Source organism: Arthrobacter sp. 05N33_2 (assembly GCF_056397425.1).
The window spans coordinates 132,327-154,036 of the sequence record NZ_JBFTNJ010000003.1 but is presented as its reverse complement, the minus strand read 5'-3'; the positions used below and the strand labels follow the sequence as shown (position 1 = coordinate 154,036).

Below are 21,710 nucleotides of genomic sequence, written 5' to 3'. Positions count from 1 at the left end.
CATCAGCACCACCCCGGCCACACCCAGGGCCCATGTCCGGTACGCCACGATGCCGAGCACGCACGCCAGGAGCAGGATCGTCACCGCCATGCCGACGAACAATGCGGCCTTGTCGTTGGTGCCGAACGTTTCAACGGCGAAGTTCTTCATCCACAGCGGCGTGAAGTCGATGAACGTCGAGCCCAGCGCAATCAGGGGCGTCGCCCGTGTGGTGAAGAACGCCCCGATCAGTTCCGCGACGGACAGGACGACGGCGGCCGCAGCCACTCCGGCCACCGCGGCCAGGGCTGTGGCGCCGCGGGACCGCTTGCTGGGCTTCATGCTGGGTTTGTTCATACATGCCATTCGTAGCCGCGCGCCCCGCGGATTGTTCGGCGCCGGGCCTGGTTCCGGGCGTGTGCGCATGCCCTCCTGCCGGACCGTGGCGTGGGCATGCCCGCGGTCCCCGGGACATGTCCAGTCTTGGGACCCGGGCATGGGCATGTTCTCCGGCACCACGGGACATGTCCAGTCCTGGGACCCGGGCATGGGCATGGTGGCATTATGCCCAGTGGCCGCGGCCGGGGCAGGACATGTCCCCCGGATTGCCCGGCGCCCGTCGGAGCCGCGCTGCGGACTCAGATGCAGTCCCGCGGCTGGTGCCTGGGTCTGTGACAGGCGGCCGGGGACATGTCCGGCCGTAACTTGGCGCGTGCAACATGCTCCCCGGACCCAGTAGGACATGTCCAGCCTTGGCACCCCGGCAGGGGCATGCTCTCCGGCACCACGGGACATGTCCAGCCTCGGGAGCCAGGCATGGGCATGGTGGCACTATGCCCAGTGGCCGCGGCCGGGACTGGGCATGTCCCGCGGGTTGCCCCCGGTCCCCGGCGCTGCTGAGCTCAGGATTGCCTGGTGCCCGGGACTGCCGGACTCAGGATTGCCGCCCTGCGCCGGGAGCGCCGCGCTCAGGATTGCCCGGCGCCCGCGAGGCGCCGCCGCGAAAATTGAGCATGTCCGGCGGCCGACACAGCTTAGGAGCCTGCGGGGTGCACCACGTACCCTTGGAGACTGTGAAGGTACTTGTCATCGGCCCCGGCGGCCGCGAACACGCCATTGTCCGATCCTTGCTTGCAGACCCGAACGTTTCTGAGGTCCACGCGGCCCCGGGCAACGCCGGCATCAGCGCGCTGGTCCCCACATATGCGATCGACGCGAACGATCCCGACGCCGTCGCGGCGTTGGCCCTCAAGCTCACCGTTGACCTGGTGGTGGTCGGTCCGGAGGCGCCCCTCGCCGCCGGCGTGTCCGACGCCGTCCGCGCCGCCGGCGTCCCGGTCTTCGGCCCCAGCAAGGCCGCGGCCCAGCTGGAAGCGTCCAAGRCATTCGCCAAGGAAGTCATGGCCGAGGCCGGCGTGCCCACCGCAATGGCCCGCGTTGCCTCCAACGCCGGGGAAGCCGCCGACGCCCTCGATACCTTCGGCGCCCCGTACGTCGTCAAGGACGACGGGCTCGCGGCCGGCAAGGGCGTCGTGGTCACCTCCAACCGGGACGAGGCCCTCGCGCATGCCCAGACCTGCTTCGACGCGGGCGGCACCGTGGTGATCGAGGAGTTCCTGGACGGACCCGAGGTCTCCGTGTTCGTCCTTTGCGACGGCACCAACACCGTGGCCCTGTCCCCGGCGCAGGACTTCAAGCGCATCTTCGACAACGACGAGGGCCCCAACACCGGCGGCATGGGCGCGTACACACCGCTGGAGTGGGCCCCCGAAGGCCTCGTACAGGAAGTGATCGACCGCGTCGCCCAGCCCACGGTCAACCAGATGGCGCACCGCGGCACCCCGTTTGTCGGCGTCCTCTTCGTCGGCCTCGCCCTGACCTCGCGCGGCACGCGGGTCATCGAATTCAACGTCCGGTTCGGCGATCCCGAAACCCAGGCCGTCCTCGCCCGGCTCAAGACGCCCCTCGGCGGGCTGCTCATGGCAGCGGCCAAGGGCGAGCTGGACAAGGTGCGGCCGCTGCGCTGGTCCAAGGACACGGCCGTCGCCGTCGTCGTGGCCGCCGAAAACTACCCCGACACCCCGCGGACGGGCGACCGCATCCGGGGCCTGAAGAAGGTCGACGCCCTGGACGGCGTCCACGTGATCCACGCCGGGACCAAGCTCGACGGCGAAGGCAAGGTCGTCTCCGCCGGCGGCCGCGTCCTGGCCGTGGTGGCGCTGGGCACGGACCTCGTGGAGGCCCGGGAGCGGGCGTACGACGGCGTCGAGCTCGTCCAGCTGGACGGCAGCCAGTTCCGCACCGACATCGGCGGCAAGGCCGCCCGCGGCCAGATCCGGGTAGCCGGGCCGGGAACCGCGGCCGCGTCGAAAGCGAAGGCATGAACGTGACCGAATCCGCAGCGCCGACGCCCGGCACCCAGCCCGAGACCACGCCTGAGACCACGCCTGAGACCCCGCCTGAGACCCGGCCCAAGGGCGGGCTCGACACCGCCACGCAGGACCTGCCCGGCTGGCGGCACGTCTACTCCGGCAAGGTCCGCGACCTCTACGTCCCCGCGGATCCGGCCGTCGCGGAACGCTTCGGCCAGGATTGTGTCCTAGTGGTGGCCAGCGACCGGATCAGTGCGTTCGACCACGTACTGGCCAGCGAGATCCCGGACAAGGGCCGCATCCTGACCCAGCTGAGCCTGTGGTGGTTCGACCAGCTCGGCGTCGCGCACCACGTCCTCGCCTCCACGGCCGACGACGGTGTCCCCGCCGCCGTCGAGGGCCGGGCAATGATCTGCAAGAAGCTGGACATGTTCCCGGTCGAATGCATCGCGCGCGGCTACCTCACCGGCACCGGGCTCGCGGAGTACCGCGCGTCGGGCACAGTGTGCAGCATCCCGCTGCCCGCCGGCCTGGTTGACGGGTCACGGCTGCAGGAGGCGATCTTCACGCCGTCGGCCAAGGCCGAGGTGGGCGAGCACGACGAGAACATCACTTATGACGCCGTCGTCGGCCTCGTGGGTGCGGACGTCGCGGCGGACCTGAGCAGGCTGACCCTGGAGATCTATACCAAGGCCGAGGAAATCGCGCGCGGCCGCGGCATCATCCTGGCGGACACCAAGGTGGAGTTCGGCCTCGACGCGGCGACCGGCGTCATCACGCTCGGCGACGAGGTGCTGACCCCGGATTCCTCACGGTTTTGGGATGCGGCCACGTACCGGCCCGGCCAGGCGCAGCCGTCCTATGACAAGCAGTATGTGCGCGACTGGCTGACCTCGCCGGAGTCGGGCTGGGACAAGGCCTCGGACACGCCCCCGCCCGTCCTTCCGGCCGACGTTGTGGCGCGCACCCGCAGCCGCTACGTGGAGGCCTACGAGAAGCTCACCGGCCGGACGTTCGCCTAGCCGGGCCGTTCGCCCAGCCCGGTCCGGCCGGGGCTAGGCTTCCGCGGAAGCGGCCTCGGCCCGGCGCTGGGCGAGCTTGATCTCGAGCACGGCGTCCAGCGCCTGCTGGACCCGGTCCGAGGCGCCCGCCGCGCTGAACTCCTTCTGGGCTTCCTCGAGGTACACCAGCGCCTCCGCGGCCTCCCCGGCAGCCTTGAGCGCCTTCCCCAGCAGCAGGGAGACCTCGCCGGCCGTGTGCCGGGCCAGAGCCTCCCGCTCGGCATGGATCTCGCGCAGCTTCTGGACGGCGGCCACGATGTCGCCCGTGAGGTAGAGCCAGCGGGCCCGGATGAAGGCGACCTCCAGTTGGTCGGTCTTGTTGCCGCCGACAATCGACAGGGCCAGTTCGGCGCGCTCGATCGATGAGAGCGTCTCGGGTTCGACTATTCCCGAGGAGAGGCGGACGGCGGCGGAGGCCTTGTTGAACCGGGCCCACAGGTCGATGTCGTTGGCCGGGGAGAGCAGCCGGCCGGCCCGCTCGTGGTACTTGATCCCCTCGGGATAGTCGTGGCGCATGAAGGCCACGTTGCCGATCACCCAGGCCACCTCGCCGGCGAGCTGGGACATCGAGTGGTCGTCCATCTGGTCGTTCATGGCCTGGCAGTACTCCCAGGCCTCATCGAGCCGGCCGCTCTCGGCCAGGGCACCAATCAGGGCGCGGAGGGCGCCGATGATCATGGTGGAGCCTTTGGGCAGCTGTGCGCAGAGCCGCACCGCTTCCTGCGCATGCTCGACGGCGGCGGTCAGCTGCCCCTGGCCCTGCGAGGCTGCGGCGAGCATCTGCTGGGCCCGGACGCCGAGCCCGGCAGACTCCGCGGCCATCGGGTGCTCCAGGAGATTCTGGACCACGTCCTTGCACTCCTGCCAGAGGCCCTGCTTGATCAGGCACTCGGCCTGCATATAGGTCATGTTCCACCACGCGCTGGTGTTCTTGGCCTCCAGGGCGATCTTGGCGGCGGCGGCGGCGTGGGTCGCGGCCACGGGGTAGTCCCGGAGGTCCCAGGCCTGCCGGGCATACAATCCCGCGAGCACGTATTCGGCGTCGCTGACGGACACCGGCTGGCTCCAGGCCTCAAGCGCCTTGGGGGCCAGTTCAAGCCGGCGGGCAAGCTCCTCGATGACATCGGCGGTCGGCTCGCGGCGTCCGGTTTCCAGCAGAGAAATGTAGCTGGGGGAGTACAGGTCACGGCCCAACTCCGCCTGCGTCAGGCCCCGTTCGAGCCGTTCCGCGCGGAGCTTCTCCCCAAATCCGTTCCCCACGGATACCTCCTAATTCCGGACATTCTTTGTACTAAATGCTTGACAGTCTCTGTAGAAACCATTTTACAATGTGTGTCAACAAGGGTAGTGCTGACTTGGTTAAGGAACCCCAACCCATATTGAGGAAACCTATGTTGAAGAAGATTGCAGCCGGCGCCGTTTTGGCGGGCGCACTGGCATTCTCCGCCGCGGCCCCGGCCGTGCTGTCCGCTGCTTCACTTACCGATGTCTCAGACGTTGCCGCCGTCGGCAACTGGCCCGATCCCATGCGCACCGCCCAGGCGGTGGGCAACTGGCCCGACCCCATGACCCACTCGCTGAACGTCGGCAACTGGCCCGACCCGATGTAACAAGCCCGATGTAACAAGCCCGACACGGCAGGCCCGGCGCAGCAACGGCCGGCTGCCTGCGGCACGGATATCCGGCGCAGCCCCGGGAGATTTCCTCCCGGGGCTGCGTTGTGTCCGGGGGCAGGGGCCGGGCCCTGGGCCGGGACGATCGCCGGTGCCGGTGTCATGAAATCGTGCCGGACCTACCACCGGACATGCAAAAGAGGACCCTCCGTGTGGAGGGCCCTCTTTGTGTTTGGTCGAGGTCCTTGCACGTTACTCCAAGCATGGTTGCCACAAAATCGACCAGCTCAATACGATCGCTGCTGCACTCGAGCGTATGGATRCTGTCTACACCAAGCCGCGCCCGCCGCAAGCTATTCCGAAGACGCAGCGCTACCGGATCGCAGATCGCTTCAGTTCGGATGAACTCGCCCGGCTCGTTGATCGATACAAAGCCGGCGAGATGAGCACCTCGCTGGCTCGCGAATGTGGCATCGCTAAGTCAACCTTTCTGCGACTGCTCGCTGAGCATGGCGTCGAGGCCAGACCTCGTGGCCTGACGCCAGCCAAAGAGAAAGAGGTCCGTCGACTCCGCAAGCAGGGCATGATCATCCGCGACATCGCTAAGCGTGTTGGTTGCAGCTACGACACGGCGAGGAAGTTCTTGCTCGTGGATGTACTTCTTGACTCAAAGTAGTGGCAGGGGACTCACGTCTAAGCTGCGGGCTCCGCTACTCTTGCTGTCTTCCCGGGAAGCCGCAAGACCTTCCATCCATGGGCCTCGAGACTTTCTATCGACTTTTCGATTTCAGCCTCAGACTTGCCCAGGGACTTTTCAACCGCCGCAACGGCTAGTAGGTGGGTAGGGCGGGTCATGGCAACGTAGCACTCATGTAGCCGTTTTTTATCACCATTTGAGGTCTTGATCGTAGCGCTGGCTTTTTTGCCTGTGAGCCACGGCAGAAGCTTCTCTACGAACCGAGCTCTGTTGAACGTGTCGAGAACAAGCGTTGCCCCGTGGGTCTCCCCCTTGGCTGCGTGAATCGAACTGACTTCAATCAGAACGTCTAGTGCACCGTCGGTGCTGTGTATGTAGGAGTTCGCCGGTCTAGTCTTCTCAGCTTTCGGTCTGGGTGATTGCAGTTCGATTTGTGATGGATCGAAGAAAACAGAAGCGTTGGGCGTGGACCCAAGTGCGGTTGCAAGGGGCATCACTAGCGCAAGAGACTGCTGACCAAAATCGTTCATCTCACGGAAAGTCGGCTGGGTACCTGGCGCCAGGATCACTCCTAGGCCCTCACGGAACTCAGAAACGTCCGCGTCGACAGACTCCAATAGGTCCATCAGTTGTCTAAACTTTCGCGGTTTGATTGACGCCCGGTCACGGTAGCTCAGTCCACTGTTGACGAACCTCAAGAGTCCTTCGGCTACATGTTCCAAACCAGCAGACAGCCCACTGGTCTCTTCGACCAGCCCTCGAGCATGGACTACGTATTCCGTGAAGGTCCTGCTCGCATGAGTTGCTCCGGCAGAACGAGGCGCGTATGTGGGCAGATAGTGTCTAAGGACCTTCGGGAAGTGGCTGGGGTTATCGGCCTCGTCCTTAGGTAGAAAGTGCCTCGCTCCTACGGCCGAGATCTTGGCAGTACGAACGATGTGAGCGGGGGTTACGTCAGCAACGACCTGGGCGAAAGTAGGGAGCACCATGTCAATGGCGTCGGCATGAAAGACTATGAACGCGTGTTGCATTGTGGACGTGGTGGTGCCCCGTTCGATGCCACGCAGTCCGTCTGGTTGAACTGAATGGACAGCCAACGGAGAGGCGAGTCGGGCGATACTTTCATCGAATCGAAAGCTGTTAGCGATGGACAAATGATCAGCCCGAGGAAAGCCATTCTGATTGTCTGATCCGTAGATGGCCTGATTAGGGTCGCCGATTCGCTCGACGCTAATGTCGACTTGGTCTTGAGGAAAAATTCGTGCCAACAGTTTGGCTTGTTCGGTGGTTGTATCCTGCATCTCATCAATCATGATGAAAGGGAATCGATGTCTAAGCGCGGCAGCGATTTCTGGATGCAAGTCCAGGTATCTRTTAGCGAAGACAAATATTTCGTCATGGCGGAGATACCCAAGTTTGATTGATTCTCGTACAGCGTGTGCTGCCGAGCGGTACGACTCCGTTCCTGCAGATGCAACTCCGAGGAGACTCTCGCCGAATGGCTTATCCAAGTCGGCCTCCGTAAGCCGAATCGCTTCCAAGGAAGTGCGCTTTCGCAGCAAAAATGCACTCAAACCGAAAAGTTTTTGCCCCAAGAATTGTTTGCGTACGTTGAGGGCGATATCGTCATCAATTGCCCTTGGTTCAATCCCTTCCGATAGCAGGTAGGGAGTCGTAAGAAACTTATTGACAAATGCGTGGATGGTCCCAATGTAGTGTGGGCGACCATCGGTAGGTAGCTTCTCCCCAAGTGATTCAAAGCGCTTGGCAACTTCGTTCTTGGCGACGTTCGTGTGAGAAAGCATGAGCATTCCCCTGGTTTTTGAATTCCAGGTTCGAGAAAGGAGCAGGATCTTTGCGACAACCAGTGTTGTCTTCCCGCTTCCTGGGCATGCGCTAACGTCGAATGACGACAAATCTGCTAGAAACTGCCGGCGCTCGACATCGAGTTCTTTGATGTTCATGGCGCTAACGACGCTGGCGATCTGATCTTCCGCTGTCCATGACGGACTGAGAACGTCACGAGTCCATACGGGAAGTTCAGTCATCGCCAAAGCTCGTTGCGTATTTGATGGCATCCTTCAAATAGTTTGGCAAGACTGCTGCCAAGTCACCTGGCCGTCCAACAAACTCTTCTTCTAGGATCTGAGCCAAATACTGCGCCGAAACTGCCTTTGAAGCCTTTTCTATCACGTACTCTTTGTACACATGGACGGCGAGCATCTCGTTGCTGTACGCAGCTTCAAGCTTTTCAAACTCAGTGGTTGCGTCATCGACTACTTCTTCGAATACAGCAGTTACTTGATCTGCCTTATGGATCCGATCGTCCGCCTGAGCTAGCTTCGCAGCCACAAACACTTGCTTGGCTAGCCCCGCTAGAGCCAAGTCGTATTCAAAAGTCCAATAATCGGCGTGAAACGTTTTCACGTATTGACCGTCATCAGCTGTCAACCTCTTGACGATCGCCGCTCGGCCCTTCTCATATTCGCCATCATCCGGAGTGTCAGGATCGCTTAGGAACTTTGGGTCATCTTCAATTCGCCACTTTCTCTTCTTGTTACTCCATTTCTCATCATCTTCATCTTTGACGTATCCGAGAATCTCCGGCGCCTCATTCGGCATTATGTCGCGATCCGAAATTGATGCGATCGGAATCTTTACCTGTTGCTCCTCGTTGCTACCTGTTGTCGTCTCCGGATGCTGCCGCTGAAAGATGCGAGAATACCGTCGCAATCCTGTAGACCCAACGTTTACGATTGATACTCCAAACTTCGTTAGATCACGTTCGATAAGTCGGGATATAGTTGGCAGCAGCAGCTCCTCCGCATCACCTTCAACAATAATGACACCTTGTGCGAAGAAAAGATTTGACTTGGTGGCGTCTAAGAATCGACCAAGGAAACGATAATCCGACTTTGAAAGCATAGTTCTCTCCATGGACAAGGAGAATGCTTGGTTGCYATTGATGAGAATGATATTCTCAACCTTCACCTTTGACGCCAGAACAGGGCTATGTGTTGATATGATCACTTGAATTGGCGGCTGGCCATCCTTGGGAGTTGCCTTACCTGCCAGGAAGCTCATGAGCTGCAGCTGACGCTGGGGATGGAGGTGCGCCTCAGGTTCTTCAACGAGTAGCAGCGGTAAACCTTCGCGCTCTTTGGAGATCAGGAGTAGCTCACATGCCATGTAGAGCAGGTTGTTAGATCCTAACCCGTAGCGTCCGTACGCCGATTGAGACGGTGTATCGAACAGATTGAGTTCGAGCCGTTCCAAGATTTGCTTGAGTCGCGTGGTGTCGTCGGGTCCGCTCACGAAGTTGATTTCGGCAGCTAGGTCGTCACCCACCAGGCTCAAGTTCGAAAGGTAGTCGTCATTGATACTCTTTGTCGCCGACGTTACGCCACTGTGCCGGTTGACTAGATGTCGGATGTATTCAGAAAGGCCCGCCAAGCTCAGAGCTTCGACTTCGGGAATGTCTCCAGGAAGTACTCCTGGATCCAGTGCGGTACCGCTTGTGATGTCTGGGAATTTGGTGAGGACTTGTGATAAGCGAGAGTTCCGGCCTGACGACATTTCACGTTCTGCATCACGCAGGGGCCGGAGATAGGCGCAAGCCAGGAGGTGTTTCGTCAGTGAGTCGATGCTCGGACCCTGGCCATCAAGCCCAGACTTCAGCGTTATATCATTCCATCGACGTGAACCTGAACTCGACTTCTTGGCGCACTTCCACTGGATATAAAGAACAAGCTCACCATCTTCCTTTGGCGTCAGGTACTCAAGGAAAGCAGAATGATCGGCTTTTGAAAGCCCGGAAAATGTGCATGTCAGTGTGATTTCATCAGAAATCTTGCCAGTCTTCGAAACATGAAAGTCTTCCGGCTGAACAGAAATGAACTCCTGATCCTTTGTTGTCAGGACGTATCGGATCGCATCGATAATTGCGGATTTACCACTATCATTCGGACCAGCTAGGGCGACGACGCCAGGCTGAAAGTCGACTATCATTCCGTTCGGGCCAAATTGTCTGAAATTTTCGATCTTAAGTTGTGACAAATACACGCTGTTCTAATCCCCCAATATTTCGTTGATGATTGCCGGTCGGCCTACCTGGTCTCAGTCCAAGGAAGTTACGACCGAAAGTCCCATGTTGCGTACTACTACCCGTCGTTAGACGTCAAGCCGAAGAATCGCTCAAAGAAGGTGCCTAGCTTCTCAAGCACTCGCTGCTTCTTCTCACCATGACCGTCCTTAGCCGAAAATCGCGACACAGGAGGGAGTACTTTTGTTATCGCCGTTCCGGTCGTCTGGATACTTCCGTCTCGAAACGCCGTTTCGACGAATACACGGGTCTCGTCTGGGCGCAGTCCCTCGGACTCGATGATGGCATCGAGCTCGGTTTCTCGGCGTCCAGCGATGAACACGTTGATCTCGACCTGCTTGATTAGCTCGATCTCAAAGACGACGTCATCATTGATCGACTCTTTGTCCGAGACCTTGCCACGGCGGAACTCGGCATAGAGGTCGAGATAGACGCTGCGGTAGTCCTGACCTTGTCGATCCGTCAGAATCTCTTGGCCGGCAAAGTCATCAAAGGACGTCAGGATGTTCTGGAGCCGAAGGATGGTGCCGAAGAGGGCGATAAACGCCTTCTGTGCCGCCTCTCCAACTATCGGCGTATCAAGCGGGAAGTTATCCAATAGCTCAGTGACCTTGTCGGCGTACTGGTCGTAGTACTCGCCGTATGGCTTGAGGATCACGATGCCCTGGGCATTCTTGTTACCAAAGAGCGCGATGGCGTCGTTGGTCTCTTCCTCGAGATCGCGGAAGGTGATGATGTTGCCGTAGGTCTTGACCGAGTTGAGGATGCGGTTTGTTCGCGAATAGGCCTGGATGAGACCATGCGCCCGCAGATTCTTGTCCACGAACAGCGTGTTTAGCGTCGTGGCGTCGAACCCGGTGAGGAACATGTTGACGACGATGACGACGTCGATCTCGCGCTGCTTGAGGCGCAGCGAGAGGTCCTTGTAGTAGTTCTGGAACTTGTCAGCGGACGTGTCAAAGCTAGTGCCGAACATGTCGTTGTAATCCTGGATTGCATCCTCCAGGAAGTCGCGTGACGATGCATCGAGTGCGGTTGTTTCGAAGCCCTCCTCGTCGAGTGCACCGTCTTCCACTGCTTCGTTCGCTGCGTAAGAGAAGATCAGGCCAACCTTTAGCTGACGGGCCGGCGGGAGGTCACGTTGCTGCATGAAGAACTGATTGTAGTAGCGCTTGGCGGCTTCAATCGAGGCGGTCGCAAATAGTGCATTGAAACCATGCACGCGCTTGCCAGCGAGCGAGTAGTGCTGAGCGCGCTTAGTTTTCTGGTCGAAGTGCTCAAGTATGTATGCGGTGACCTGCCGCAGCCGCTCGGGTGCGAGCAGGGCCTGTTCTGTGTCGATGGCGGACACCTGTTTGTCCGTGAGACCTTCCGGGAGCTTGATGGTGTTGACGTAGTCGATACGGAACGGCAGAACATTCTTATCGGTGATCGCGTCAACGATCGTGTAGGTGTGCAACTTGTCGCCAAAAGCCTGCTCGGTAGTCTTTAGTTGCGGGTTGCCGCCGCTGCCGGCATTTGCGGCGAAGATTGGCGTACCAGTAAAACCAAAGAGGTTGTATCGCTTGAACGCCTTCGTAATCGCGGTATGCATGTCACCGAACTGTGAACGGTGGCATTCGTCGAAGATGATCACAACATGACCGGAGTAGATCTCGTGGCCCGTGTTCGCCTTGATGAACGTCGCAAGTTTCTGGATCGTTGTGATGATGATCTTTGCCTGCGGGTTCTCGAGCTGCTTCTTGAGCACTGACGTCGAGGTGTTCGAGTTGGCGGCGCCCTTCTCGAACCGGTCGTACTCGCGCATCGTCTGATAGTCCAGGTCCTTGCGGTCCACGACGAACAGCACCTTGTTTACGCTCGGGAGTTTAGACGCAAGCTGCGCGGTCTTGAAGCTCGTCAGCGTCTTGCCCGAGCCCGTGGTGTGCCAGACATAGCCGCCCGCGGCGACGGAGCCCAACTGCTTGTAGTTGGTCGAGATGTCGATCTTCTGCAGGATTCGCTCGGTGGCCACGATCTGGTACGGCCGCATGACCAGCAGCATCCGGTCAGCTGTTAGGACGCAGTATTTCGTGAGGATGTTCAAGAGGGTGTGCTTTGCAAAGAATGTTTTTGCAAACGCCGTCAGGTCCTGGATTGGCTTGTTCTGAGCATCAGCCCACCATGAAGTGAACTCATATGAGTTCGATGTCTTCCGCACGCGTTTCGAGCCCGCGGCATCGGCCACGTGCTGACGACGGGTCGTGTTGGAGTAGTACTTCGTCAGTGTGCCGTTGCTAATTACGAACAGCTGTACGTACTCGAACAAGCCGGACCCAGCCCAAAAACTATCGCGCTGGTAGCGGTCGATCTGGTTGAATGCTTCTCGGATATCGACACCGCGGCGCTTCAGCTCGATGTGGACCATTGGAAGACCATTGACGAGCACGGTCGCGTCGTAGCGTGTGGAACGCGCGGCACCACCTTCGCCCTGGCCGATCTCGTACTGGTTTATAACCTGTAGCCGGTTGTTGTGGATATTCGCCTTGTCGATGAGCAGAATGTTCTTTGTGGAGCCGTCATCGCGTCGCAGTAGCTGAACGTGGTCTTCCTGAAGGCGCAGGGTCTTCTCGGCAATGCCATCATTGGCACCTACGATCCGCTCCGTGAAGAAACGATCCCATTCGCTGTCGCTGAAGGTGATGCCGTTGAGTACTTCCAGCTGCGCGCGGAGGTTTGCGATCAGTTGCGGTTCGCTTGTAATCGGCAAGTACCCGTAGGCCTGGGACTGCAGGAGCTTGATGAATTCGCGCTCCAGATCGGCCTCGGATTGGTACGCCGCCTCGTTGGCGCTATCAGGCACGTATTCGGCGACGACCGTGCTCTCGCTACTAATGGCGATCGGGTCGTACTTTCGTGCTATTGCTTCGCTCATACCGCCAACTCCTTGAACATCAGAAGATGGTGGCGGTAGTGCTTGTACTGCTTACGTCGGGCAGCAAGCTCGGCAGGCAGACCGTCGCTGACGTCATTCACGAGCATGTCGAACTTGTCGAGGATGGAAACGATGCGTTCCTGCTCGTCAGGCGGCACGACAGGCATATTGACCTTCGCCAGGCTCTCGCCTGACAGACGCTTTACCTTGGCTCGCGAAACGTAGCCACTCTTCTGCGAGTGGAAAGCATCAGTCTGGAAGAAATACGATACAAACTTGGGGTTCATAGTGTGCCGAAACAAAAATGAGTCGTCGTGTATCGCAGCGCCCCCATCACCGAGCCAAGCGACGGCTTTGCCGACGTCTTCGACAGTTTCTCCCACGGAGACGATCACGACGTCTCCCGGCTGGGCATAGCGCAGTTGGGATGCCAAATCACTTCGTACATGAGAAATTGTCGACGTGGCGGACACTCCGTAATGAGTGTAAATTTCGCCGTAATGAATGCTTGGGATGCCAGCATCAACCATGTCAGCCTTCGTGAATCTACGACCCCGGACGAAGCTGCCCAGTTCACCCATAGGGATCCAGCGTACGTCATCACCGGGGTTCATTAGCGAATTAAGGTAGTGACTATACTGAAGCCTTCGTTCCTCTAGCTCCGCCTCTAATTCCGCCTCTAATTGAGTAAAGCGATCCAGAATCTTCACGATTTCTAGCTGCACTGCTAGAGGAGGAACCGCCAAACGGATTTTGGCGACATCGCGCGGATAGACGTGCGGAACGCCGCCTCCACTCTTCAATGCATGAAGATCGGCTTGAATATTTTGCATCCAGTAGAAACAGTATTTTGCGTCCAGCCTTGACGATGAGGGTTTCACCGAGAATGCATCTGAGACAAAGATCGGTATATCCCACCATGAGACGTGGCCCGCGTAAGCACCCGATCCAGCAATCGTAATCGTGCTGCCACTACGGTTGCTCTCACTGTGGAAGTATGCGGGACCCCGTCCTCCCGCAACCACTGGGACAGAACCGGGCACCACTGATTTCCGTGTGATGGAAGTGCCACGTTGTAGCGTGGCAACTTCACTCAATGCGCAAAACTCCACCCCGTCGGGACAAAGGTCAGCGATCAAGACGTCTATTCGGCTCACTACGCACTCTCCAGGTCGGCGATGATCACGTCGATTTCCGACCGGAGTTCCTGTTGTCGCGCAACGATACGAGTGATCTCGGCGTTCACCTCCGTGATGTCGACGACTTCGCGGGTGTCCTTRCCGTCAACGTAAGACGGGACGGCGAGGTTGTAGTCGTTATCGGCGATCTCTTTGTTCGTGACGAGCCGCGTGAAGTGGTCGAAATTCTCCCGCGCAGTGAAGGCGTCGAGGAGTTTCTGCTGATTGGCATCCGTGAGCTTGTTCTTGTTGCCTTCACGGACGAACTCAGTTGAGGCATCGATGAAAAGGACTGCGTTGTCCGCCTTCGATTTCTTCAGCACAATGATGCAGGTCGCGATCGTCGTACCAAAGAAGAGGTCTGACGGGAGCTGAATGACTGCATCGACGTAGTTGTTGTCGATGAGGTACTTGCGAATCTTCTGCTCGGCTCCACTGCGGTAAAGGACGCCAGGGAACTCAACGATCGCCGCCGTCCCGTTTACTGCGAGCCAGGAAAGGATGTGCATCGTAAATGCCAGGTCGGCCTTCGCCTTCGGCGCAAGCACACCGGCAGGGGCGAAGCGTGGATCGTTAATGAGGAGAGGATTGCTGTCACCATCCCACCTGATTGAGTAGGGCGGGTTGGAAACGATCGCTTCGAAGGGCTCGTCACCCCAGTGGGCAGGATCGATCAGAGTGTCGCCGTGCGCGAGGTCGAACTTCTCATAGTTGATGTCGTGCAGGAACATGTTGATCCGCGCAAGGTTGTACGTGGTCAGGTTGATTTCCTGGCCATAGAAGCCCTGGCGAACATTCTCCTTGCCGAGCACTTTGGCGAATTTCAACAGCAACGAGCCTGAGCCGCATGCCGGATCGTACACCTTGTTCACCGATGTCTTGCCGACAACCGTGAGACGGGCGAGCAACTCTGAGACCTCTTGGGGAGTGTAGTACTCACCCCCGGATTTGCCCGCAGCCGACGCATACATCTGCATGAGGTACTCGTAGGCGTCGCCGAAGGCATCGATAGTGTGATCGGCGAAATTGCCCAGCGTAAGATCACCGATGGCGTCGAGGAGCTTCACGAGCTTTTCGTTTCGCTTGGCGACGGTGTGGCCGAGCTTACTTGAGTTGACGTCGAGGTCGTCGAAGAGACCCTTTAGATCGTCCTCGGCGTCAGTGCCGACGGCTGAGCCCTCGATGTTCTTGAAGACCTTCGCAAGCGTCTCGTTTAAGTTCTCGTCGTCCTCGGCACGATTACGTACGTTGGCGAAGAGCTCGGAGGGGAGGATGTAGACACCCTTCTCTGCGACTGTCTCTTTGCGCCCGAACTCGGCTTCGGAGTCTGGAAGATCTGCGTAGTCGAAGTCTGGGTGACCGGCCTTTCGCTCGCCCTCGTTAATGTAGGCCGTGAGGTTCTCGGAGATATAGCGATAGAAGAGGATCCCGAGCACGTAGCTCTTGAAGTCCCAGCCATCGACGCTCCCGCGCAGGTCGTTGGCGATCCGCCAGATCGTCTTGTGTAGCTCCGCGCGCTGCGCTTCCTTGGTGACTCCGGCCATGGTTTTGTCTATACTCCTTGCGCCTGCGCGCTTACTTGATCCCCTGAGGCTGCGTTCTCAACTTAGCAGCGAGCACCGACAAATCTTGGCAGCGGTACACCGTGTGCGCTTCAGGTGGAGCGTCGTCGCCCGAGAGCTTTGCTCCCACCGGGCGCGACATCTGCCCTGATTTTAACCTGATTTGCTGTTTTCGTAAATCATCGACGCTATTAGACCGATACCTGCTAGACCATTTTGCACGTAATAACTTTTGTGTTTACTGTAAAAAGCTTTAGTGCTTGTTGATTTTCCTCATCCCCGGCTCATAAACATAGTCAGGCCTCGCCATGTCCGCCTCACCGGGACGTCGCAGCCCGCCTAGCGTTCATCGATCGCACTCCCCGAAGAGGCTCACCATGAGTGAGGCAGCAAATGGAGGCGCGCCATGAAGATGTGTCCGGTCCGACTTTCCGAGGTACTGTGCGATCGGCCAGACGTTTATCGGCCAGCTGACCGGTCGCGGTGCCCGCGGCTTCCGCAACTTCAACAACTGCCGGCTCAGATACTTGATCTTAACCGGCGGCCACCGACTGCGGGCGGGCCCCCGGCCACGATTAGACCTAAGGGTTAGGCAACTCAGGGGTGATCGCCGTCTCCGTCGGAGCTTCCGCTGTCACTTTCCCCGTCGGTATCTCCCTCGCCACCGCAAAGAAGCGCCCGAATGGCAAGGTTGCCTCGGATGAGTTCCATGGTGTCTCCTGCGTGCTTGACCCCGGCGGCTGCGCTCAGTCTATGTGTTTGGGCCAGTGCCAAACAATGCCGCAAGCATGGCCCAACGTGACGTCCTCCCATTTCGCCTGAACACGGTCGTGACTCGGAGCGAGGTTTTTGCCTCGGGCGTGGGCTTGGCGGATGTTCTGAGGCGGAACGTTGTCGATGCGCCAGATTTCTTCTGGGACCTCCGGCGGACTGAAGCGGACGCCGATTGAAAGCTTCCCGATTGGCACGACTGGAGTCAGCTGCACATGATGTACGGCGCCGGGTCGCCACTGATCCTGATCAGTGAGTCGATGGGTGAGCAACCAGGCAACTTCGAGGGGTACCCCACGTTGGAGCGGTGGGAAAGTAATCACAATGTCGTAGCGGTATCCGGGGACGCCATTCTCATGGTAGGCGCGGAGGTTCTCGATTGTGAGCTGGCCTTGTCCAACGTTCTGGACTTCCGGCATCGCCCCACCCGGGGTGCGGTCAGTGTACGTCTGTCGAAACTCCGTGAGTGCGGGAACCGTCGATCGGATCGTGCGCCTGCGGATGACCGTGCGGATCTGCCCCTCGGCGCTGGCGGGGTAGACGTAGTCATCCTGCGCATCGACAATCTCGTAGGTCCAGGGGGTTTTTGAGCTGACTGTAGCGACCGGAAATTGCGGGCTCTCGAGCATCTCGACCACGATGCCGGCGACGCCCGCGAGAACATCCTCGCGTTCGACTCGCCTCACATCCCGGTAGCTGTCTCTGAACTGATGGATACCCTCGGGAGGCTTCCTTCCTGGTGGAACATACACGCGGTAGGTACGTGCAAGTGCCAGCCGGCGTTCATCCGAAGTGAGGTATCGGGCCTCTCCAAGCCCCAACAACAGCGTGGCACGAAGCTTGAGAAGCTCAGAGGGCTCCAAAGCAAGTGTGGCGACCCTGCCCTGGTAAAGCTCAAGGACATATGACGAGATGTCTTTCCGGCTCTGCGCGCTGACAGCACCCTCAATGAACTGGATATCGAGCAGACGCCCGTTGCCGAGGTCTACCGCTGTCTTCGGACGGTTCGACACGTGCAGGCCATTCCTAGTACTCGCGCCAAGGAAGTCAATAATTCGTGCTTTTAGCTGGTTCTCGTTGTCAGCGTCCCTCATATGCCTCCTTTGCCGTGCATTATGCGACTCCCTTTTACCGCAGTCAAGGTCTCCGCAATGGATCGCAAGCGCTCGCCGCTGCGCGGCACGACTCCGCGACAGCGCAGCAGCAGCCCTGTGTTTCCGTCGCTCCGTCAGCTTCAGCCTTAGTTACAGGACCGCAAAGGCGGCCTCCCGCAACCTTCAGAAAGGCAAGATCATGTCCGATCTCATTCCCCGTCCGAGCGGGAAGGTGACACCCTTCAGTAGCCCAGAGGGCTTCTCACGCTCCGAAGGTAAGTCGCTCCAGCGGCGTCAGAACGCCGAAGTGGCCAATGGCCTCGTAACGGCGACGCGTGTCCAGGCCGCCGGCTTTGTCGCCGCAACAGGCATGCACCTGACCGGCATGTTGAGCCGGGAGGCGCAGTTCCAGTCCGACGGCGACCCGCGCACATCGGAGCGGCTTAACTACATCGCAGATTCCTTCGCCGAGTACGCGGCGTGGGAAGTCCGCCGGTTCCAGCGGTAGCGGGGGCCAGTCATGAAGCACGAATTTGTAAATCCGCTGAAGCCCATTGGCTACATGGAGTCCGAAGTGCTGCAGCACGAGGCTGCTGTCCGTCTCTTTATCGGGCGGGTTGCGACGCTGGTGGATGAGCTGGACTACGCAGCGAGGACAGTCAAAGATGACTCGCCAGCGACAGCGCGGCATCTGCGCCTGGTTGCGCAGCAGATGTCGGCCATGGCACTGACGGCGCTGGAAACCTGGCCGAAGGGGCCGCAGCGGTCATGACTGCCATCTACTGGATTGCCATCATGATCACCTGCGCAGCTTCCATTGCTGCCGCATACCTGGTCGTTGCTGACTATTGGCGCGGCCGGACGCCCCCTTCTCGGGATCAGATTTTCGGCATCACTGAGGATGCTCGCGAAACGGTTAGCCGCATCGATGCGGCCTATCAACAAGCCCTGCTGGACATGCGCCGCCGCCAATAGCGGCTGGCCCCTAAGTTCACCAGCTCGGCTACCCCCCGATTCAAACATGCCTCTAGAAAGGGGTTATTTGTCATGCCCGAATCCTTTACCTCAACGGAGCTGGTCGCAGCGCAAAAGCGACTCTCTGACTATGTCCTCGACCAGGCTCACAAGATTGAGCGCCGCCTTTACTTTGGGTGGGAGCCGGCCGGTGACGCGCCGGACAAGTACAAGGATCTGTGCGAAGCCTTCGCCGTCTCGCAGAAGGATGGACACCCGCTACCTGTCTCCAACGAGAACAGCAGCAGCGTGGTTTTCGGTTCACCAGACGTCAATATGGCCTACCGCTACGTTCACGATGTTGCCCACGTTGAGCAGGGTTTGAGCTTTTCGTCGCCCGATGAATTCGTGTTGGCGCGATGGCTGATGCGGCGCTTCGAACGCGCAGGCTTCAGCCGGAATGATCTCGAATGGCATCTCTTCGAAGCTGACGCAGTAGGCCAAGTCATGTTCTATGCCGTCACGAAGCAGTACGTGGGGGACCAGCTGCAGTTTGCACTCGACTGCGTGCGGCACGGCCTGAACACCGGCATTTACCTGGAGATGGAGCGCCAGCGGTGAGCGTCGATCCTGGTCCCAGGTCCTGGTTTGAGCGGGCGATTGGAGCATGCATGTCCGTCCTGCTGGCCGTTGTGGCCCTCTACTGCGCGACTCAAGTGCTGCAATCGATCCTGCCGTTTCTGATCGCCTGCGTCGGTGTCGTTGCCATCATCTGGGCGGTATGGGCAGTCATCCAATATCGCCGAAATAGGTACTAAATCCATCGCCGCAATGCGGCAACTACAGCTCTTCCAGTCGGTGTTGTGGTTTGCGCAAAAGTGGTTGAACGTTCAACATATTGAACGCATACTAAGCCTCAGGCATCGTTCAATACGTTGAACGTTGCCGCAAATCACAACACCGAAGGAAGGAGGGAATCAACTATGTCTACTAGCAACAAACGTCCTAGTCGGAGCCGCCAGGCGCGACCACGAAGGGACGGCCGGATAATCGTCAGGGGAGTCGAGCGCGATCGTCCTGACCTCCGCAAGCTGAGCCGTGTCGTCATCGCGATGGCTCAGGCTGAAGCTGAGCGGGAGGCCCAAATTCAGCACGAACAGAAAATCGTCCAGCCTACTGCAGAGGATGCGAGCGATGAATAACTCCGCGCCTATCCTTCGACAATTGGTGTGGCAGGAGATTTTCTGGCCCCGCCCGCTCGATGATGAGCAGGCCATCAACCTGCTGCGGGTATGGAGTTCGCAGAGTCACGCACCGCAAATCATTCTGGAAGCCCGATCGGATAAACAGGGCATCCGCTACATTGTCGGCACGCAGCGACGCCATGCGTCTGCTGTCCGCCGCGACATCGAACGTCTGGTCGTTGGGGCCATCGTTGTCGCCGATGATGCTGGCCGGCTACCCGCCCAGTCCGCCCGCCGGGTTTCCGTCAACACGCCTGCACAACCTCTGGAGCCTCGGCATCCGGAAGGTTCAACACGAGCTCTCTTGGCCAGCCTGACGGCGGTCCGCGGAAATGAAAGCCTGGTGGTCCAGATCATATTGGGGCCGAGGTTCATACCTCAACTGACTCCTCATGCTGTTGCCCAAGTCGATCAGGGAATCACCTCGCTTATTCTCACTGGCGTGCAGCCGGAGCGGCGTCGGGCGATCAGTCGGCGAATCGAAGAAAAGCAAGGCGACCATGGGTTCGCGACCTTCGTTCGCATAGGAGTCAGCGCGTCCGAGGAAGATCGTCGGCAAGCTCTGATCGGCGGCGTGGTCAATGCCTTCCGATCGATGGTGGCACCAGGGCTCCGCTTTCGTGTCCACTTTGATCAGACCCATAAGCTGAACAATCCTAGTCCTGAGTGGCCATGGTTCGCGGCGGGCCAGCGACTGTCCGCCGTCGAGGTGGGCATGCTTAGTGCTTGGCCGGTTGGTGAAGGAAAGACTGCCTACCCGGGGCAGCCGCCAGCACATCCACGGCAGATCCGGCCTTCCTTCGCCGCGTCGGACGCAGACCGCATTGTGGGTAGGGCGACGGCCCCCGGTGCCAGCGATGCCCGGCTGGGCCTATCACCAGAGGATAGTTGCCATCATCTGTGGACGATGGGACCGACCGGTGTGGGCAAGAGTTCCATGCTCCTTTCGCTCATCATCGGTGACATGGAAGCTGGGCGCAGTTGTGTCGTCGTCGAGCCCAAGGATCTGATTCGCGATGTACTAAAGCACGTTCCTCTGGAACGTCAGGCTGATGTCATCGTGCTGGATCCGCTGGATGACGTGCCTGTGGGGATCAATCCACTTGATGGTCACGGGAGGAGTCCGGCTCTCATCGCTGATCAGCTGTTCGGTACGTTCCACGCGCTCTACGGCGACCAGCTCGGGCCCCGAAGCTCGGACATTCTGCGGCACTCCCTCTTGGCACTCGCTCAGCGGGAGGACGCCAGCTTGGCCATGCTGCCCATTCTGCTCAACAACAGAAAGTTCCGGCAGTCGGTCACCCGCCAGATCGCGGGCGATGATCCATTTTCAGCTGGACCTTTCTGGCACTGGTATGACCAACTATCCCCGGAGGCCAGTGCGCAGGTGACGGCACCGCTGATGAATAAGCTGCGCCCGTTGCTTGATCCGCATCTTCGTCACGTTTTGGCACAACCCACTCCACGTTTCAATCTTCGCCAGGTGCTGACGGAGCGGAAGATTCTGCTCGTCCCACTCCAGAAGGGGGTGCTCGGACCCGAGGCTGCTCAACTATTAGGAGCCATGGTCGTCGCAGAACTGTGGCAGGCCATCCAGGAGCGCGCCAGCATTGCAGCCAAGAACCGCCATCCGGTCATGATCTACCTCGATGAGGTGCAGGAGTACCTGCGTCTACCGACCGATATAGGCGATGCGCTGGCAACTTCGCGCAGTCTTGGCGCTGGGTTCCATGTGGCGCACCAGTACCTGGATCAATTGCCCCAAAGCATGCGCACGGCGTTCGAGGCCAACTGTCGATCCCGAGTCTTCTTTCAACTCGCATCAAGGGATGCCAGGGCGGCCGCCGCCATGGCACCTGGTCTTGAACCGGAAGACTTCATGGCGTTGCCGTCGCGTCACATCTACGCGCAGCTCGTCCGCAAGAGCGCGGTGACTGACTGGGCATCCGGCGTCACTTTAGACATCCCGAATCAGGCCTCGTCACCAGACAAGATCCGGGCCCTGAGCCGCAGCCAGTTCGGTCAATCAAAAGACGTCATCGAACGTGGGCTTCGAAGCATTCTGACTCCTTCTCCTGAAACCGGCGCAGCTGATGGTCGCCGTAGAAGGAGCCAGTCATGACGGTCGAGCGAACTCTACCAACCGGCTACCCGCCCGCGTCGAAGCCA

Annotated in this window: 17 protein-coding genes and 1 pseudogene; 10 read left to right on the top strand and 8 right to left on the bottom strand. The window is 59.3% G+C overall.

The genetic code is table 11. From position 1 onward, the window contains the following. Positions 1-336: pseudogene (locus AC1DHX_RS04360) on the bottom strand (molybdopterin-dependent oxidoreductase); the annotation flags it as partial. Between the two features lie 716 nt (positions 337-1,052). Here AC1DHX_RS04360 and purD point away from each other — a divergent pair. Beyond that, complete coding sequence (gene purD / locus AC1DHX_RS04355) at positions 1,053-2,363, top strand: phosphoribosylamine--glycine ligase (protein ID WP_476899878.1); 1,311 nt, start codon at positions 1,053-1,055, stop codon at positions 2,361-2,363. Continuing rightward, positions 2,360-3,373, top strand: coding sequence for a phosphoribosylaminoimidazolesuccinocarboxamide synthase (locus tag AC1DHX_RS04350; RefSeq protein WP_476859231.1), 1,014 nt, complete (start codon positions 2,360-2,362; stop codon positions 3,371-3,373). The genes purD and AC1DHX_RS04350 overlap by 4 nt, the downstream gene beginning before the upstream one ends. A 33-nt stretch (positions 3,374-3,406) precedes the next feature. Here the strand turns inward: AC1DHX_RS04350 and AC1DHX_RS04345 are convergent, their stop codons facing one another. Next, a complete protein-coding gene (locus tag AC1DHX_RS04345) occupies positions 3,407-4,672 on the bottom strand; it encodes a helix-turn-helix domain-containing protein (protein ID WP_459385576.1) in 1,266 nt (421 codons plus the stop codon). Positions 4,673-4,803: 131 nt separating this feature from the next. On the opposite strand from AC1DHX_RS04345, the gene AC1DHX_RS04340 reads away from it, so the two are divergent. Further along, on the top strand, positions 4,804-5,022 hold the full coding sequence (locus tag AC1DHX_RS04340; RefSeq protein WP_018776166.1) for a hypothetical protein: 219 nt from the start codon (positions 4,804-4,806) through the stop codon (positions 5,020-5,022). A gap of 235 nt (positions 5,023-5,257) precedes the next feature. Next, positions 5,258-5,701: a helix-turn-helix domain-containing protein gene (locus AC1DHX_RS04335; protein WP_476899877.1), complete on the top strand. Its 444-nt coding sequence runs from the start codon at positions 5,258-5,260 to the stop codon at positions 5,699-5,701. Positions 5,702-5,718: 17 nt separating this feature from the next. Here the strand turns inward: AC1DHX_RS04335 and AC1DHX_RS04330 are convergent, their stop codons facing one another. The 6 genes from AC1DHX_RS04330 to AC1DHX_RS04305 all read right to left on the bottom strand — a co-directional run bounded on the left by AC1DHX_RS04330 (position 5,719) and on the right by AC1DHX_RS04305 (position 17,343). Next, positions 5,719-7,770: a UvrD-helicase domain-containing protein gene (locus AC1DHX_RS04330; RefSeq protein ID WP_476859233.1), complete on the bottom strand. Its 2,052-nt coding sequence runs from the start codon at positions 7,768-7,770 to the stop codon at positions 5,719-5,721. Further along, positions 7,763-9,778, bottom strand: a complete 2,016-nt coding sequence (locus AC1DHX_RS04325) for an ATP-dependent nuclease (protein WP_476899876.1) — start codon at positions 9,776-9,778, stop codon at positions 7,763-7,765. The genes AC1DHX_RS04330 and AC1DHX_RS04325 overlap by 8 nt, the downstream gene beginning before the upstream one ends. Before the next feature lie 104 nt (positions 9,779-9,882). Continuing rightward, positions 9,883-12,738, bottom strand: coding sequence for a type I restriction endonuclease subunit R (locus AC1DHX_RS04320; RefSeq protein ID WP_476899875.1), 2,856 nt, complete (start codon positions 12,736-12,738; stop codon positions 9,883-9,885). After that, positions 12,735-13,850, bottom strand: coding sequence for a restriction endonuclease subunit S (locus AC1DHX_RS04315; protein WP_476899879.1), 1,116 nt, complete (start codon positions 13,848-13,850; stop codon positions 12,735-12,737). The genes AC1DHX_RS04320 and AC1DHX_RS04315 overlap by 4 nt, the downstream gene beginning before the upstream one ends. A gap of 44 nt (positions 13,851-13,894) precedes the next feature. Next, on the bottom strand, positions 13,895-15,460 hold the full coding sequence (locus AC1DHX_RS04310) for a type I restriction-modification system subunit M (RefSeq protein ID WP_476859237.1): 1,566 nt from the start codon (positions 15,458-15,460) through the stop codon (positions 13,895-13,897). Positions 15,461-16,224: 764 nt separating this feature from the next. Further along, entirely contained in the window at positions 16,225-17,343 is a 1,119-nt protein-coding gene (locus AC1DHX_RS04305) for a hypothetical protein (RefSeq protein ID WP_476859238.1), read from the bottom strand. Positions 17,344-17,542: 199 nt separating this feature from the next. Here AC1DHX_RS04305 and AC1DHX_RS04300 point away from each other — a divergent pair, with 199 nt between their 5' ends. The 6 genes from AC1DHX_RS04300 to AC1DHX_RS04275 all read left to right on the top strand — a co-directional run bounded on the left by AC1DHX_RS04300 (position 17,543) and on the right by AC1DHX_RS04275 (position 21,663). Then, positions 17,543-17,851, top strand: a complete 309-nt coding sequence (locus tag AC1DHX_RS04300) for a hypothetical protein (protein ID WP_476859239.1) — start codon at positions 17,543-17,545, stop codon at positions 17,849-17,851. Positions 17,852-17,863: 12 nt separating this feature from the next. Beyond that, a complete protein-coding gene (locus AC1DHX_RS04295; protein WP_476859240.1) occupies positions 17,864-18,115 on the top strand; it encodes a hypothetical protein in 252 nt (83 codons plus the stop codon). Further along, positions 18,112-18,318: a hypothetical protein gene (locus AC1DHX_RS04290; RefSeq protein WP_476859241.1), complete on the top strand. Its 207-nt coding sequence runs from the start codon at positions 18,112-18,114 to the stop codon at positions 18,316-18,318. The genes AC1DHX_RS04295 and AC1DHX_RS04290 overlap by 4 nt, the downstream gene beginning before the upstream one ends. A gap of 72 nt (positions 18,319-18,390) precedes the next feature. Continuing rightward, complete coding sequence (locus AC1DHX_RS04285; RefSeq protein ID WP_476859242.1) at positions 18,391-18,918, top strand: hypothetical protein; 528 nt, start codon at positions 18,391-18,393, stop codon at positions 18,916-18,918. Positions 18,919-18,968: 50 nt separating this feature from the next. Continuing rightward, positions 18,969-19,115 (top strand): hypothetical protein, encoded by a 147-nt coding sequence (locus AC1DHX_RS04280; protein WP_476859243.1) that lies wholly within the window; start codon positions 18,969-18,971, stop codon positions 19,113-19,115. Positions 19,116-19,491: 376 nt separating this feature from the next. Continuing rightward, the gene (locus tag AC1DHX_RS04275; RefSeq protein WP_476859244.1) at positions 19,492-21,663 is read left to right on the top strand and encodes a type IV secretory system conjugative DNA transfer family protein; all 2,172 of its coding nucleotides are present in this window, start codon (positions 19,492-19,494) and stop codon (positions 21,661-21,663) included. The last annotated feature ends 47 nt before the right edge of the window (positions 21,664-21,710 follow it).